The sequence below is a fragment of the Caballeronia sp. LZ035 genome (assembly GCF_031451175.1).
Classification (GTDB): domain Bacteria; phylum Pseudomonadota; class Gammaproteobacteria; order Burkholderiales; family Burkholderiaceae; genus Caballeronia.
Map to the genome: position 1 here is coordinate 1 of NZ_JARUXS010000009.1, position 16362 is coordinate 16362.

General features: G+C 59.3%; 14 protein-coding genes. 3 read left to right on the forward strand and 11 right to left on the reverse strand.

Going from position 1 to position 16362, the window contains the following annotated elements; genetic code table 11:
- Positions 1–608: 608 nt before the first annotated feature.
- The 4 genes from QCE88_RS40695 to QCE88_RS40710 form a co-directional block, all read right to left on the reverse strand.
- A complete protein-coding gene (locus QCE88_RS40695; protein ID WP_309911638.1) occupies positions 609–920 on the reverse strand; it encodes a type II toxin-antitoxin system RelE/ParE family toxin in 312 nt (103 codons plus the stop codon).
- Entirely contained in the window at positions 917–1186 is a 270-nt protein-coding gene (locus QCE88_RS40700) for a type II toxin-antitoxin system ParD family antitoxin (RefSeq protein ID WP_309911640.1), read from the reverse strand. The genes QCE88_RS40695 and QCE88_RS40700 overlap by 4 nt, the downstream gene beginning before the upstream one ends.
- A 367-nt stretch (positions 1187–1553) precedes the next feature.
- Entirely contained in the window at positions 1554–3356 is a 1803-nt protein-coding gene (locus tag QCE88_RS40705; protein ID WP_309911642.1) for an ABC transporter ATP-binding protein, read from the reverse strand.
- Positions 3357–3635: 279 nt separating this feature from the next.
- Positions 3636–3845 carry a dodecin gene (locus tag QCE88_RS40710; protein ID WP_309907899.1) on the reverse strand — a complete coding sequence of 70 codons (210 nt, stop codon included), beginning with the start codon at positions 3843–3845 and terminating at the stop codon, positions 3636–3638.
- A 219-nt stretch (positions 3846–4064) separates the two neighbouring features.
- On the opposite strand from QCE88_RS40710, the gene QCE88_RS40715 reads away from it, so the two are divergent.
- Complete coding sequence (locus tag QCE88_RS40715) at positions 4065–4958, forward strand: alpha/beta hydrolase (RefSeq protein WP_309911698.1); 894 nt, start codon at positions 4065–4067, stop codon at positions 4956–4958.
- Between the two features lie 158 nt (positions 4959–5116).
- The gene (locus QCE88_RS40720) at positions 5117–5320 is read left to right on the forward strand and encodes a hypothetical protein (RefSeq protein ID WP_309911644.1); all 204 of its coding nucleotides are present in this window, start codon (positions 5117–5119) and stop codon (positions 5318–5320) included.
- Positions 5321–5347: 27 nt separating this feature from the next.
- On the opposite strand, the gene QCE88_RS40725 is transcribed toward QCE88_RS40720, so the two are convergent.
- The 3 genes from QCE88_RS40725 to QCE88_RS40735 form a co-directional block, all read right to left on the reverse strand.
- Positions 5348–5626, reverse strand: coding sequence for an HU family DNA-binding protein (locus tag QCE88_RS40725; protein ID WP_309911646.1), 279 nt, complete (start codon positions 5624–5626; stop codon positions 5348–5350).
- A gap of 74 nt (positions 5627–5700) precedes the next feature.
- On the reverse strand, positions 5701–5976 hold the full coding sequence (locus tag QCE88_RS40730; RefSeq protein ID WP_309907902.1) for a hypothetical protein: 276 nt from the start codon (positions 5974–5976) through the stop codon (positions 5701–5703).
- Positions 5977–6060: 84 nt separating this feature from the next.
- Positions 6061–7077 carry a DNA-binding protein gene (locus QCE88_RS40735; protein WP_309911647.1) on the reverse strand — a complete coding sequence of 339 codons (1017 nt, stop codon included), beginning with the start codon at positions 7075–7077 and terminating at the stop codon, positions 6061–6063.
- Positions 7078–7214: 137 nt separating this feature from the next.
- On the opposite strand from QCE88_RS40735, the gene QCE88_RS40740 reads away from it, so the two are divergent.
- Positions 7215–8438, forward strand: a complete 1224-nt coding sequence (locus tag QCE88_RS40740; RefSeq protein ID WP_309911648.1) for a tyrosine-type recombinase/integrase — start codon at positions 7215–7217, stop codon at positions 8436–8438.
- Positions 8439–9113: 675 nt separating this feature from the next.
- Here QCE88_RS40740 and QCE88_RS40745 read toward each other — a convergent pair.
- The 4 genes from QCE88_RS40745 to QCE88_RS40760 are packed head-to-tail and all read right to left on the reverse strand — an operon-like array spanning position 9114 to position 16328.
- Positions 9114–13292, reverse strand: a complete 4179-nt coding sequence (locus tag QCE88_RS40745) for an SAV_2336 N-terminal domain-related protein (protein ID WP_309911650.1) — start codon at positions 13290–13292, stop codon at positions 9114–9116.
- Positions 13289–13591, reverse strand: a complete 303-nt coding sequence (locus QCE88_RS40750; RefSeq protein ID WP_309911652.1) for a hypothetical protein — start codon at positions 13589–13591, stop codon at positions 13289–13291. Before QCE88_RS40750 ends, QCE88_RS40745 begins: the two co-directional genes overlap by 4 nt.
- Complete coding sequence (locus QCE88_RS40755) at positions 13588–14253, reverse strand: AAA family ATPase (RefSeq protein WP_309911654.1); 666 nt, start codon at positions 14251–14253, stop codon at positions 13588–13590. Before QCE88_RS40755 ends, QCE88_RS40750 begins: the two co-directional genes overlap by 4 nt.
- On the reverse strand, positions 14250–16328 hold the full coding sequence (locus QCE88_RS40760) for a hypothetical protein (protein WP_309911656.1): 2079 nt from the start codon (positions 16326–16328) through the stop codon (positions 14250–14252). Before QCE88_RS40760 ends, QCE88_RS40755 begins: the two co-directional genes overlap by 4 nt.
- Positions 16329–16362: the final 34 nt, after the last annotated feature.

Sequence of the window (16362 nt, forward strand, 5' to 3'; positions counted from 1 at the left end):
AGTCCGACGTACACCGTGCTATCGTTGTCCATGCTGGCCTCCGTGGGGAAGTTGCCGGGGTGCGGCCTTTGCCCACCCATGCGGCTCTGGCAGCGATGCTAACCCGCGTTGATGCCCCACGCCAGGCCAGCCCCTCTACCCACGGAAAGTCATACTGACTTACGCTTCACTGACGTCTTGTGGAGGCAGAGCGAATCGCGGGTGCTCCAGATCAACGCGGTGATCGCGGCTGGCATGCTGAAGACTCGCACTGCTCAAAGTCTCTGCCGAAGGCTGCGCAGCTGATGGCGAACGCCCCGGCGATGGCGGCACGTACGAACGAATCGGCAAGAACCGAACACTGCCATTCGAATTCAATCAGACCATCCAGACGCTGCACAGCCGGCATGGGGAGACTGAGGAAACCTTGTCGCTGTCCAATCAGTAACCACAATCTCTTGCGCGAGTGGTCCGAGCCCGGATTTGGCGAGACGCGGTTCCACGGAGGGCACCGTGTTTGAGTCGCAGCCGATTCAGATCCGCTCACTCCTCGCCCGCATGGCTGCACATTGTGTAAAGTAAAGCTGCTCGCCTGATGCATTGACCTCTACCCGCTGCTGGTCCACCTTCTACTCGTCATCCTGCGCAAGCGCCGCCTCGTAGTCTTGGCCGCCGTAGAAGACACCCACGACAGAGACGAGCTCCCTCTCCAAAATATAGGCGACGATCGCCCGCTTGCGGAAATGAGTGATCCGCAGTCCAGGCAGCAAGTCGTCGCGCGCAACACCTCGCGCTGCAAACGTCTCGAGCTTCATGCAGAAATCGACAATCGAATCAACGTATCGTTCGGCGGCTATCGGCGCGCCCGCGTCGACGATGCGCTTTTCAAGTTTGCGCAGTTGATCTAGCGCTTCGGGCGCAAACTGGACGCGCCAACTCATTCGTGGCGGGTGCGAGATTGTTTCAGCTCGGCACGTACCTGGTCGGCTGACAATGCACGGCTTGGATCGTCTCGAAGTGCTTGCGCTGCGGGAACCACTTCGTTTTGCAACCACGCTTCAACGGCACGGTCACGCTCGCGCAGCGCGCGAAGGGCATCTCTCAGCACTTCGCTGTCTGACGCGTAGTCGCCGCTTGCGACTTTTGTGCGAACGAACTCAGCCATCTCATTGGGCAAAGTGATGCTCATTTGCTGCGTCGTTCTCATGGCGGCCTCCAATCAGTAGGATTAAATCCTACTCGCTTCGGCTAGGGTCTGCAACCGTCTTGCGCCGCGAACCCCTCCTCACCCGATCTCCGGCAGCCGCAGCCCGAATTGGGGTCAGAGATCATCACTACAGGCCGTTTTCCTCCCGCTAAAATGGTTCGATGATGAACTGGCGGTGTTCGACCATCGCTGTGGCGGGACGCACAGAGGTTCCAGTTGCCAACGCGCATAGATTCGCAACTGCTTAGTAGCCGCAATCGGAAACACTGATAGTCGTTGGGCTCACCCTTTCTACGTCGTCGCCGGCTCAGACGACATGCATTCAGACGCGCCGACGCATGAAATCTTCGAATCGCGACGGAATAGCCTACTGATAACCCTCAGCCTGCAGGCCGAATAAGTGCGCGTAGCGGCCGTTCCGGGCAAGCAGTTGCGCGTGGCTTCCACGTTCGAGTATCCGCCCTTCGTCTAACACCACGATCTGGTCGGCGCCTCGCACGCTTGAAAAGCGATGCGAAATCAGAATGGACATTCGCTGTCCGGACTGTGCCTGAAATTGCGCGAACACTCCGGCTTCGGCTTCGGGATCGAGTGCGGCGGTCGGCTCGTCGAGGATCAGGATATCGGCGCTCTCACGCATGTATGCCCTCAAAAGCGCAATCTTCTGCCACTGCCCGCCCGACAATTCCCGGCCGCCCGCGAACCATCGTCCAAGCTGGGTCTCATAGCCGTTCTTCATCTGCTCGATGAATGCGGCGGCCATCCCCTTGCGAGCCGCCTCACTCCAGCGCGTCTTGTCCGAGAACGCTTCGATATCACCGACGCCTAGATTCTCCCCCACCTTGAACTGATAGCGAATGAAGTCCTGGAGGATGACGCCGATCCGTCGGCGCAGCGCATATTCGTCCCACTCCCGAAGGTCTGTCCCATCTAGCAGGATGCGCCCGGAAGACGGGGTATAAAGTCGGGTCAGAAGTTTGATGAGCGTCGTCTTGCCAGAACCGTTCTCACCTACGAGGGCGAGAGTCTGCCCATGCTTCAATTCGAAGCTGATGTCCGTGAGCGCGGGGCGCTCGACCCCAGGGTAGGCAAACGAAACCCGGTCGAACTTGAGTCCCGAGCCCGGATGAAGCCCTCGTGTTAGATGCCCGATGCCAATGGTTTCCGGTTGCGCAAGAAACTCGAACAAGTCGCTCAGATACAGCCCGTCTTCGTAGAGCCCTCCAATTGACGACAAACTGCTGCTAACCGCACTCTGTCCTTGTCTGAACAGAACCAGATACATCGTCATTTGCCCCAGCGAGATCGCTCCGTTGACGGTCTCGAGGACGATCCATGCATAGGCCGCATAGAATGCGATTGTCCCCAGCACGCCGAGGAGGAAGCCCCAACCGTCGCGCCGCAGTGTCAGCGCGCGGTCTTCTGCGTAGAGCTTTTCGAAGGTGTCCCGATAGCGTTGCAGAAGAAGCGGCGCGAAGCCGAAGAGCTTGACTTCCTTGATGTTGGCTTCGTGCGAGAGCAAGGACTCGATGTAGTTTTGTTGCCTGCTCTCGGGCGTCCGCCGCCCGAATAAGCGGAAGGCGCTTCCCGAAAAACGGGCTTCGGAGATAAAACTCGGAATGGCCCCCACCACCAATATCACGAGCGCCCAGGGTGAAAACCTCACGAGCAATACCGCAAAGCTCGTCACCGCGATGACATTCTGAACCAGTCCGAGTGACTTCATTACGAGCGATAAGGGACGTGATGACGCGTCGCGTCGTACCCGTACGAGGCGATCGTAAAACTCTGCGTCTTCGAACTGAACCAGGCTCAGCTTCTGAGCCTTCTCCAGAATGAGGAGATTGACTTTCTGCCCGAGCCGCGCGCGAAGAAGATTTTGCAGCAACGACAGAGCCCGCTGACTCGCCGCGAGGGCGACGAGAAGCAATGCCTCGAGCAGCAGATAGCGCGCGACAGGCCAATGCAGGCCATGTACTGAACCACGCGTCGCCGCGACGACGGCGTCCACGATCCGCTGCCCAATGACCGCCGCCACGGCAGGCAGCACGCCGGCGATGAGGGTCGCGATGAGCAGCCCAACGAGAAATGCGGGCGACGTGGCCCAGACGAGCAGGAGCGCTCGCCCGGCCCGCTTGAAAAACTCGCCAGTCTGCAGGAGAAGTTCCATGATGTCAGTCAGGCACAGCGACGGAGTGCGTCCGGCTGCCGCCTGCGCCTCTTGCTCAACGAGCTAGCGATGATGCCGGTAATGCGGATGGTGACGATGATGCGGGTGCCATTTATGATGATGGTGATGAGGGCGAGCCATGGCCAGTGCGGGAGCCGCGCAGACGGCAACCAGCAAGACTGCCAGGCACGTTTTCAAGGCGTTCGTTATTCGGCTGTACGGGTCGAGAAAGATGTTGCGCACGATCCTTATCGGCGGGGCGTTACGTAGTCGCCGGGATCAGTCGTCGACCCGGAAGCCGAGCTTCAAGGTTACCTGCCAATGAAGAATCTTGCCGCCCTCGGTGTGTCCCCGGGTTTCCGTTACCTGGAACCATTCGATGTTCCTCACTGTGCCCGACGCCTTCTCGAGCGCAACCGCGACAGCGTTATCGGACGAAATGGGCGATGAGCCCGTGACTTCAAGCAGTTCATAGACGTGTTCGGACATGGAGCCTCGAAGGGGGATGTAGGGATCCGACGACTTGACCGGGTTCGCCGGGTGCCGGAGCAAAAGGTGTACCTCGCCAGTCTTTCGGATGGGTTCTGCGCGTTGACGATAAATGGCCTGCACGGCTGCGCAACCGCGCCGTTCGCGAGAGTTTTACTGGGAGGACGCGCAAATCTTCTCGTTTGATGACCCCTTATGGAGTCGGTACTCTTCTTCACCATGCTCAAACACATCACCACCGACTTGTTGGAAATCGCCTACGATGAACAGGGTGAGCCTGACGGCTGGCCAGTGATCCTGCTGCACGGTTTTCCATACGATGTTCACTCGTACGAGCACGTGGCGCCTCTCCTGACAGCACAGGGCGCTCGCGTCCTCATCCCATTTCTGCGGGGATATGGGCCCACGCGTTTCCGGTCGTCTGCCACGCTGCGTTCGGGCCAGCAGGCGGCGCTCGGCGCGGATCTGCTGGCGCTGCTCGATGTACTCGGGATCGAGCAGGCGATCATCGGTGGTTATGACTGGGGCGGCCGGGCGGCATGCATCGTGGCGGCGCTCTGGCCGGCGAGGACGCGCGGTCTCGTGTCCGTCAACGGCTACAACATCCAGAACATCGCGGCTGCTTCGCGGCCGGCCGATCCCGAGAAGGAACATCGGCTGTGGTATCAGTACTACCTTCATGGAGAGCGCGGCAGGACCGGGCTCGAAGACAACCGGCGCGCATTCTGCCGACTGCTGTGGACACAGTGGTCGCCGATCTGGTGTTTCGACGACGCAACCTTCGCCCGCTCCGCTGCCGCTTTCGACAATCCTGATTTCGTCGATGTCGTCGTGCATTCGTATCGGCATCGTTTCGGGCTGGTAGACGGCGATCCCCGCTACGACGATATCGAGCGCCGCCTGTCCGTCCTGCCGCCCATCGCCGTGCCCACCATTACGCTCGAAGGCGAGACGGACGGCGTCTCGCCGCCCGGCGGCCGGTTGACGAACGCGACGCGCTTCACCGGCCGCCATGAGAACCGAGTCGTCGCCAATGCTGGTCACAATCTTCCGCAGGAAGCACCCGACGCCTTCGCCGAGGCGATCCTCGACATTCACGCCTGGACCGCCTGAGCGACCGCATTCGGCAATGACACTATTTGAACCTCCGGCCGAGAACGAACGGCTATGCGACGCACGTTGATGCCTTAACTGTTGTTCAGAGATCACGCCTACGCGGGTAGCAAACGGGCCTTGGCATAATGGGGACGACGCAACAGCATTGACTGGCTATGCCCTCTTCGACCGAACGTCGGCCCATCAAGCGGAAGCCGCCGCGCGGCACCATCGCGCGTTATCGTGATCGCATCGTCGAAGTGCTGGGTGAAGCGCGCGGACAGCGCGTCATGATCAGGTCCATCCACGCAGACGGATCCGAACGCCTCACCGCGGTCAAGCTAATCAACCTTCTGCCGCTAGAAACTCAGCTTTTTTGACGTAGCCGGTTGGCAAACGCCTTTATTCTAGGACTGGTTGACTGCGTCCTTGAACGCCTTGCCTGCCGTGAACTTGATTGTCTTGGCCGCGGCAATTTCAATCGTCGCACCTGTTTGCGGATTTCGACCGGTCCGCGCGGCGCGTTCGCCGGTCCCGAACGATCCAAAACCGATCAGTTGAACGGCATCTCCTGCGGCCACCGTTTTCGAAATCGTCTCGAAGACAGCATTGATCGCCTCTTCAGTTGCGATCTTGCTCGTACCCGACTCCGACGCAACCGCGTCGATCAGTTCCAGTTTGTTCATTGAAATCTCTTCCCCTCTATTGAAAACGAACGCGATCTTGCCGAACCGCTACGAATAACAGACGACGGCCGCTGCTACAAGATCGCTTCGGTCGCATCCACGTCGAACAGGTCCGAGGTCGTGCTGTGTGCAACGAGCAGCTCAGGCAAGTCACCCTTGCGAACCTTGGCCAGCGTGTCTGGCGAGAGCCAGGTCTCTTCCATCGCTTCGATGCCTTCTTCGATCATCCGCTGCAAAAAGAACGACTGCTTGCGCCCCGTGGCCTCTGCCAGAACACGCAACCGCTGCTCGATGACTGGGTCGATGCGAACTGCCACGACCCTTAACTTGTTCTCTGCCGATCTTCTCATCTGTTTGCTCCTTTAACCGTCGGCGCGACTGGAGCACCAGCCGGCCGTGGGCTGCGCCACTCGCCGGCGCCACCCGGTCATTATCTACGTGCGAGCTTTCGCTCTCGTCGTTTTGCCAACGGCCGCCTTTCGGGCCGCTCGCCTGACTGGCGGACTGGATTCCGTCGTGGGCGAGCGCCGCGCCGAAGGCCGCGTCGTTCCGTGCAGCGACTTCAACTGCGATTGAAGTGACTTGTGTGCCGCTTCGAGCGCCGCGAGCTTGCCTTGCAGTACGCCAGTGTGTTGGCGAGCGTCGCCCTGCTGCTCCTGCAGCGCCTCGACGATGCGACGATGTTCGGCCTCTCGCTTCTCAGCGCGTTTGGCGGCCTCCGCCACTTCTTTCTGAGCCTTGGCCACCGCGCTGCGTTCCCGATCGATCTCCAACAGCGCGCGCTTTTCCGAGGCGCGTAAGCGCTCCTCGGCACGGTCTGCCGTCTCCCGAAGTATTTCGAGATCGTGCGAGAAGGTATTCCGTACTTTCTCCAGTTCTCGCTCGCGCGCAACTGCTTCTTCGCCGAGCCGCTTGATCTCCGCCTTAAGCGCCTTGCGTGTGGCGGCCTCTTCAGCCTGCTGCCGTTCGAATTCCCGAATCTCGACCTGGGCCGCCAGCAACGCCGCGGTGCGTTGTTCGAGCGCCGTCTCCGTCCGACCGAGCTCTTCTCGCGCGGCGCGCACTTTCTGCTCCGCCTCGGCGCGCTGCGCTTCTACTTCGTCGCGCAGCGCGGTCAGCTCGGCGTGAGCGGACGTCGTCGCCCGCGTCCAAAGTTTCCCGATCAACTCGCCCGCTGCCTGGCTCAGATCCGTTGGCAAGTCGGGATGTTCGATGCGAACGCGGCTCTTTTCGCGCAACTCCGCCCAGAACTCGCTCAATACCGACGCCGGCGTGCTCATGGTGCCGCGTCGCACCAAGTTGTACAGGCGATTGGCGGTCGGGGCGACGCCGAAGCGGAAGAACAGCAGCGCACACACCTCGCGATAGAGCTCGCGCGTCTTCGGGAATTCGACCTTGAGGCGCGCGATATCGGCGGCCAGCCGCGCCTCATCGGAAAGAACGTCGGACATGAACGTGAATGAGTAGGAATATCAATAATAATATAACGTATTTCACGTTAAATTTAACGAAACGCTGCGTTTTATTTGACATTAATCCTATAATGTCGAAATCAGGACTCAACTCGAATTCTCAAAGTGTGCAGACCATGAAATCTGCTCTTACGCGACCACCACCCCTCGCGCTTTCACCGGCGCCACTGGATACGCTCGTCATTCCATCCGAACTCGACGGCAGCGTCGGGCTGAATCGCGGGCATTCATCTCACGCCCAGATCGCCGCGGACAACGATCTCGACGCCATCCGAGCGTGGCTGTCGCGCTTCGTTGACACCAGGACCACCTTCGACAACTATCGCAAGGAGGCCGAACGCCTCCTGCTCTGGTCCGTCGTGATGCTCGGCAAGCCGCTCTCCTCGCTCACGCATGAGGACTGCCTGAGCTACCAACGCTTCCTGACCGATCCGCAACCGGCGGCAACCTGGGTCGCAGGCGGCGGACGCAAACACGCGCGTACCGATGCCCGTTGGCGCCCGTTCTACGGACCGTTGTCGCCCACGAGTCAGCGCCAGGCAGTCGTGATTCTCAACGCCTTGTTCTCGTGGCTGGTGCAGGCAGGCTATCTCGCGGGCAATCCGCTCTCCCTCTCACGACAGAGGACGAAGCATGCCGCGCCACGCATCACTCGGTATCTCGAACCCGGTGTCTGGCAGGACGTGAAGGATTACATCGCCGCAATGCCGAGAAGCACTGAACGCGCGACGGCCCATGCAGCCAGGGCGCGATGGCTTTTTACGCTGCTGTATCTCGGCGGTTTGCGCATCGCTGAAGTAGGAAGCAACACCATGGGCCAATTCTTCATGCGACGGGATGCCGAGGGAGAGATTCGCTGGTGGCTAACGGTGCGCGGTAAAGGCGACAAGGAACGACTCGTTCCAGCCACGCGTGAAATGATGACGGAGCTTTCTCGCTATCGACAACACCTCGGGCTGAGCGCCCTTCCATCACTTCACGAAGATACGCCGCTCGTGCTACCGATCGTGGCCAAAAGGGCTAAAGGGAGTGTCGAGACCTGCTCACCGCTGACTCGAGCGGCACTGCACATCATCGTGAAAGAGGTGTTTGCGGGCGCGGCGAAGCAACTGCGTTCACGCGACGAATCCTCCGCAGCACGAGCCGCGATGTTGGAAAAGGCCTCGGCACACTGGCTGAGACATAGCGCTGGAACGCACATGGCGGACCGGCAGTTGGACCTGCGTATGGTACGGGACAATCTGGGTCATGCCTCCCTGACGACCACGAGCATCTACCTGCACACAGACGACGACCGGCGCCATCAGCAGACCGAGGACAAACATCGCATCGACTGGTAGTCAATCCGTCCATTCGCGTTGATTCGCGACAGCCAGAGGTCAGACTTTGGTGGACACGCTGCCCTATCACCCTTCCGGCTGGAAGCGTTTTCTTGGCGCAGCGAAAAGGGACTGGTTGCACGCAGACCATTAGTTGCGTTAATCGCTCGACACCTTGAGAACTGCCGCCGTTCCCACACGAGTATCACTAACGAGATTCTCTCCGCACCGCGGAGAGAATTCGCGATGTAATACGGTCGGAGGTTGAGACTTACCTACGTAAAGCGAGCGTCACAGTCCGAACCACCATTGCTGGAGAGTGTTCGATCGCTGCTGAGCGTGCGCCGAAAGGCAGCACGCGACCCACAAAGGACCTTCGCCGCGCGTGCGCTAGGGTCCGTTCCGCGTCTGCAAGCGGACGCCCAGTTTGTCGCCATGAGTTTTGCTTCACTGGACACGCGAGCGAGCGTAGTCGGCCACCGAGATAAAGCAGATTATGCTCGGCGTAGCCCTCGGGGACGTCGATTAGCTCACGCTGGCGAGGTTGACGCGCCTCCGAGGTCACGTCACCCCAGCAGCGACCGCTCCAAGGGGAGAATGCAATAAGTGTCTTGACGACGGTAAGTCTACAGTGCGGTGCGTCGACACTTCGGAGACGTCAGGCCGCGATAAAAAGGCTAGATATCGTGTCCTCGCTTAGCTATTTTCATCATCGTAGTCATCTCCTTCGTTGTCGAAAAACGGCTCCACGTTTCCGAAATTCACTGTCTCTGCAATATGATCAATTGCAATTCTTTGAAGGATGGGACGATGCTCTTCGAAATCCGAAAACTCGAATTCAGCGTCAGTTTCGAGGCTAAATTTCCGTTCATGCTGGCTGTCGCCTATATGTACCATGTCCTTGTCGATACCGTCTCTCACGGCGAAGCTGAACGAACAGCTAACTCGCACAGTCATGCGGATGCCGCGTCGGACGGTAACAATGCCATCCCGACATTCAATAGGCCGAAACTCTGAACCTTCCCGACCTCCGAATTTCCAATCTTCAACAACTGCGTACGGATCATCCGCGTCCCAAAACGCGGTAGAGCTTGCATCGATCTGCCAGTCGGCAGTATCGAGTGCCTCGCCGATCGTTCCTAACAAACGCTCCGTGAAGCCCGAAATGGAATCCGTATCTACCAGATCAGTAAGCTTTTTTGCCAAAGCCTCGACGTCGGGCTCAATATGTTCCTCGTCATCGTGCCTATCGTGGACAGCTGAAATCAATGCGGTCGGTCTCGGCTGCCCGTCGAAATAAATCATTTCGCCAACATCCACTTGATTAAGGTCTAGGCGTTCACGATAAAACGAATAGGTTACCTGCCCGTCCAGCGCGGCGTTTGTCCAGCAGATACCGTCCGCTTCGCTCCAGTTATTGCGGATGCCTTCGATGATTTCCCTAACGACAGCGCTGTCATCGGTATGCAGAAGTCGCGCGGAATCAAACAGCTCCTCAAACTTCTTCGATTCCATCGCCACGAACGATAGCGTGCGTCGCACATGAAAGCGAACTGTTCCCACGTCTTCGCCGCCGCTCAAAATCAAGCCTAGCGAACGGACATGGTCGACGTCGTTAGGGATCACCTGGTAAGCGTGAAGGAATTTCTCCGTCATCACTTGCAGCCAACCGTTCTCGTTTTCGAGGAATTCCGGTGCAGTCAGATAATCCGCCGCTGAATAGAACGGTACCGGATTAAGACAAAATCTCCAAAAATTGGTATCTGGCGGTATGGACACGATACTCAGATTTTTGTTAATCAGTTCTTGCCTGATCCGATCGAATCGGCCTACCTGCCGGGCATATGTCAAATCCACGTTACCGACCACCCCAGGATTGTGGCTCTGCGGCGCCGGCTCCCTATCCCGGGAAGCGGAAGCGGCCACAGAGTTTCCTAGTAGCGCGCGATATAGCGATGCTTCAAAATCCTTTGGAGAACGGAATAGTGTCACGAGGTGATTCTTCCGCAGCGTTTCGCGAAAATGCGACATACGGTCCAGTTCCTGGTTCTGCGGAACGGGAGAAGATGTTTCATCGTCGAGCATGAACACCATGATCGACTTGCGAAGTCGTACTGCCTCCTGGTACTCATATTCGACAAGCAAGACTTTGTTTGGATCGGAACGGAGCGCTGCTTGCCCGTATTCATTGCGAGTACCAATGAGCAGCAGGACTATGTCGCTCACTTCCATCTGCTTTAGCCTTGTCTGGAAATCGGAAGCCGACTCTACGGTCGGTGCATCCACCATTTCATGGCCGAGGCTTTCTAACAACTGCACCGCTTGCGTACGATATTCGGCGAGCTCCCAACCCGTCGAGCCGATCAGAACTCGCTTAGGTTCGCGGTCATTGACGGAAGAGACCCCTACAGCGGGTATCGCTGCGAGTTCATCGAGCAGGCGGTGAACGTTCACGTCTTCACGCCCGGCAGCTTGCAGCTTGTACTTCGAGTCGATCGCCATACCACGAATCTGGACCTGTTCTTGGTTCGAAAGCGCAGGTGCGGCTCGACATAACGTCAGCACCGCCTGGAAGGCGAGAAAGGCCTGTGCGCCGACGATGCAATCGAACAGCCATCCAATGTGGGCCGGGTCGAATCTATGCTGCAGGGTAACGATCGCCACCAGTTGGACTCCAGCCGACCTGCTCTGCATGGCCAGGGGCACGTCGAACGCCAAAAGGGGCGGCACGTCGGCCATCCGCTCGACAATCTGTTGCATTGCCTCGGTCCGTGCCGGGCTTGCCTCTACGCTTGTGCGCATTTCATCGTACTCGTGCGCCAACCCGCACAGCCGCATCAGTGTCCCGTTTCTACCGCCGGGAATCATGGCCGTGATCGCATCATCCAGGACGCGCGGAGAAGGAAACAGGGATTGACTGTAATACCACCTCTGCTCATGCGAAGCGCCGAAGGTCAGCGTCGGGTTGTCTTTCGAGTCCTGCCTGGCCGTTACGGGAAGTGCATCGAGCCAGCTGCTATTGCGCTGTACCAGACGGTTATCGCGCCTCGTCCCGGCGTCGTCCAGGACCAGGGCCATCGCATGGTTCGACGCCACTAACCAGCTGTGTTGTGTGGCACTGGCGAAAAATAGCAGGCAGCGAAGGTGCAAAGCCCTAGCCAGCGCAACATCTGTCCTTCGGACTTGCGCTTTGATGCCTTCCTCTGAGAGGAACTCGAACTCAGCCTCCTTTCGAATCGCTGGCGACAGCGCCGGTATCGTTCCAGTGCTGCTATCCCCTTCCCTTTGCGGAAGGCGCCGGGTAATCAGGGGACGGAGGTCCTGGCTGACACTCAGGAACGACTTCGCCTGCTCCAGAAGACGCTCATCGCCCATGGGGTCGTGCACAAGTGCCGGGAAGTTGACGTTCACCCTTCCGGCGGATGCCTCGACGAAGCGACGTGCTTGTTCGACAATCTGCGTTAGCGATGCGTCGATACGATTGCCTTCGCTCAAGGTCAAACTGTCGAGCAACTCCTCACGGATACCCGGCACGAAATCGTATGCGATCCGGTCGGCCGGGAGGTCGGCGTCTGGCGGCGTTACCCGCTCGATCAGCCCACTCAGCAGGATCTCCGCCAGATGGACCTGTGCCCGGTCGGGCATACCCATCTGCATCAATCGCATGACCGGCAGACTGAGTGGCATGCCGGAAAGAAGCCTGAGTAGCTGGAACGCGGGAGATGAAGCGATCGCGCGAAATGCGGCGATTCGCTGGCGAGGTGAGGCAGGTTCAGTAGCCGGCACGGCAGCGGGAAGAGCCGCTTGCGGAACAGTTCTCAGGCGGATCGCTCTATGCGGCAACTTGCGCAAGGCCATGGAAAAACGCGCCCAGGTTTTGAGTCGGGCAGGCTCCAGGCTCGTCACCGGTACGGTCAGAGCGTCTGGAGCACGCTCGATCTCACCGGTGAATGGATCACGTAGCCACAGGCGCGCCGTAGGCGTGCCGGGTGCCTGCGCCAGGGCTTCTTCACTCGCGTCACCAAGCAGGGTGTGCGGCCAGGTATGGTATGGCATCAATTGCACAATAGCAGTTGGACCATACCTGCCGAGCGTTGCCACTAGATCGGTCAGAGCCGGATGCTGCCAAAGGGGCGAAGTGCCGGTGGTGACGAACCAATATAGCCGCCGGCCTTGCGGATCGACCAAGATCTTAGGCGCTGCCACTGCAGCGCCAGGAGTCGACAGGGTCAGCGCGTTCTTGCGCATCGCATAGCGCCACAGGCGCACGCGCCGGAATGCCCCATGCCGCGCCAGCATACGCCTCAACTCCAGCAGCGTCGCCTCCCAGACGTGCATCGCGTCGCTGGCCTCTGCCAGGATTGCAACTTCGAACCAGCGTTCCGGCGAAGCCCGAAAGATCGGTGTAATCGAGCGCCATTCTGCGCTCGCCTCAGCTGTTGCGCTCGGATCGAGTTCTCGTTGCGTGAGCGACGGCAGTCGGCGCTTGAACGGTTTCAGGGCACGTTCCAGTTGCAATCGCTGTGGAAGCGACTCCCCGGCAGGGATGCTGACCCGCGACGCCCCAACCGTGCCAGACGGGTGGGTGAAATACGAAGGATAGACGGGGATCGCTGGCTTCGCCCTCTCCCTGTCGGCCGTCGCAGCGGACTCTGTCTGCGGTCCGGAATCCGGCACGTCGGCGGGGCCAGGCTGGTGCGCAATCTGGACAGCCTTGGGATCTTCAGACCCGACTGCCTCATCCGGCAGGGTCGCGCCACGCAGCGCCAACTGTAGCCCGAGCCAGATCACGTCCGCCAACGCGCCTGGTTCAGAGTCCGCTCCCAGCGCGAGAAGATGGGCCCGGCAGAGCTTCGCTGCGGCTGAGGAGTTCATCCGCCCAGCCCTTGAAACACCGTGTTGAGAATGCGCTTGCGCTCTGCTTCCGAATGCGGTTTATCTGACGAGAGCAGCAGGTGCACAGCATTGAGCAACTGGTCGGTCGCCAGCGTCACGGAACTCCTCACCCCCACGAATTCAGAAACAATCTTCGATATATCGTCACCCAGAACCAGGTCTGCGAAGTGCGCTGCGACGATCTCCTGCAGCTCGCTCTCATTCGGCTCGCGAAGCTCGCACTGCACGCATCGCCGCAGGAATGGTGCCGGAAAATCGCGCTCGCCATTGCTGGTCATGATGACGAAGGGATACTCCGTGAAAGTGATTTCCCCACCCCGCACCTCGATGGACTCGTCGTCACGCGCCGAGATATTAACCGTGGGTAACGAGCTGCGGCTCGCTTGAGCTCGGGTATGACGAAGCTACCTGTATCGAGCACGTTCAACAAATCGTTCGGTAAGTCGACATCGCTCTTGTCGATCTCGTCAACCAATAGCGCGCGCGGCGCATGCGCAGATGCGAGCGCGGTCCCAAGCGGGCCAAGCGTCAGGAACATGCCTAGCTCTTCGGCGCCTTTATCCTGCGCATCGGCGTTTGTACGCGCATTCGATTGCTGGATATATTGCAGCCGGGCGAGCGCATCGTATTGGTACAGTCCCTCCTGCAGCGTCGAGCGGGAGTTGACAGCCCATTCAATCACAGGTCCGAGGCCAAGCTGGTATGCGACAGAATGCGCAAGCGAGCTCTTCCCGGTGCCGGGTTTGCCTGTCAGCAGCAGCGGCCGCCGCAGGTAAAGCGCGGTGTTGACTGCATCGACGACTGCCCGATCGGGTTTAAACGTCCTTGCAAGGACATTCTCCCGGTCTTGACCTGGCTGGCGCCAGGGCGGCGCAGGCGGTAACGTGGCCTTCTGCGTGGCTGGCGGTGACTTCGGATCGTAGATTTTCCAGTTGGTCATGATGTAGTCCGCTGCATGGTTTCGGTAAAGCGCCACTCGTAGGGATTGCGCTTGGGATCGTCGATGAACAGCCAGAGAGAGCAAAGGATGAGATCCTCGCCGTTGCTGCGCACCTGGCGCAGTGCTTCAGCAAGGGTATGCGGCTGCGTGGCTTGACGTGCCCCATGGTGCTCGATGAACTCTCGCACATGCCGCTTGAAAGTGTCCGAATCGCCGGGGGCGACGCGCGGCCAGCACATCCACGGATCGCCTTTGAGGAGGGCCGTAAAGAACGGTGATTGGTTGCGGGACGGCTCGCCGAGGGAGGGACCTGGGAAAGGCAAGCCAACAATATGTCCCGGCTGCCGCTCGTTAATCCACTCGATACCGAGATCAGGATTGGTCTCTCCATAACTTAATCTGATTTGAGCCTGTTGTATCCAGTTGCCGGGCTGAAAGCGTGGCGCGCCTTTCATACGGTCGTGCCAGCGCAGAACCAAAGCGCATTGGGCTTCGAGCCATGTGCGGGTGCCCAATTCGTTGTCCACCAACTCAAATAGCTCTTGTGGACTGCAAAGCAGGGCACTCGGTGCGAGCAACTCAACGATCAATTGACTGTCGTACCTGATCTTGGCGATCTGAATTAATTCATTGACCTGCTCTACCAGAGCCCCGGCGCTCGATGATACCTTCCAGGTGGGATCGATTTCATGGTTCTGGTATAGCCAGGATTCGGCAATCGAGAGCGCTCCCTTGGATGGCTCGTGATGCAGGCCTAGTAACAGGTAGACCGGTCCGTCCGGCCGCGGCAGCGTGGCCACAGCGCCATCCCATGCGTCGGTGAGCTGCGCCATGGCACGTGCTTCCGTTTCGAAGGTGTCGGCAAGTCCAAGATTTTTGCGTCGCGCCCGCCGCCCCGCCAGCGCCAGCAGCCGGATACACGATCCAAACCCACGGTCCGACTTCCTTTGATCCAGCAAACCGATAAGCAGGGTTAACAGGTTTTCCGAATCTGGTACCAGCAGGTTGTCGATCGCAGCGACCTGCTGGGACAACTCCTGCCACTCGATCCAGGACAGGCCGATGCGCAGGCACAACGATTCCAGCTCGCGTGCGAGCCGCAAATGCTGCCAAGCGTCTTGCAAGAGTTGCCTGTGAACCCATGGTACCTGGCTATCGGCCGCATTCAGCTCGTCTAGCAGGCCGTCCATGCGATCGTCTCGCAACGCATCGCAGAGCTTCTGGTCTTCGACGCTTCCGCCGGCTGCGCGGCGCAGGTGGTCGAACTCTCCCAGGCTGCAGCGTGCGGCACGCGCGAAGTGGTCGGATTCAACAGCGGCCTTTCCCCCCACATACTCCCACAGGTCACCTGAACCGGTAGTCCGCTGCAACGGAAAACCGCGTGTGGATACCTGCTGTTCATTAAACAGCTTCCCCAGTTCGTCAAACAACCTGGCCGGCTGCGGCGGGAACTGCCGCACCGGATCGGTGAGCAGCCTGATCACCGTGCCCGAAAATCCTAAGGGGTCGTGATAGGCCGCCACCACCTGCGCTGCAGCCGAAGAGACGTAAAAGTATTGATCTGTGTGGACCTCTTCGGTCCCACGCAGCAAGAGTACGTTGGGAGGCGGCATCACCTGTGCGCAGGCATCGAAGAAGCCAAGCTGACTCCGCGGGAACGTTTTGCTGCGCAAATGGGTGAGGAGCGAGTCAACATCGATCGCGCGCAAGTCTGAGAGATCTCGGGAATCGGCACTCAGCAGCAGTCGTCTGTTGTTGGCCATGATGCCATGGCCAACCCAGTAGATGAGCAGCGTACCGTCTCCGCGGAGCGCTAACAGGGCATCCTGAAGCGCAGGCTGGGTGGCGTCGGTCCGTATGATCGTCGCTGGAAGCTGTGCGAGCTGTTCGCGGTACTCTTCTGTATCGGGAAGCGAGCAGCTCAGAACGATACACGCCTGAAGATCACGTTCCGCAATCGAGCGAGCCAGTGCCAAAGCCCGCTCACCAATGGGTGCAGAGATATCAAGTCCGTCGTTATCGACGCCGATCTGACCATAACGCTCGACTGCGACGATCCATACGAAGGCCGTCATATCGCCGCTTCCAGACGTGCATCTCCCCATCCGG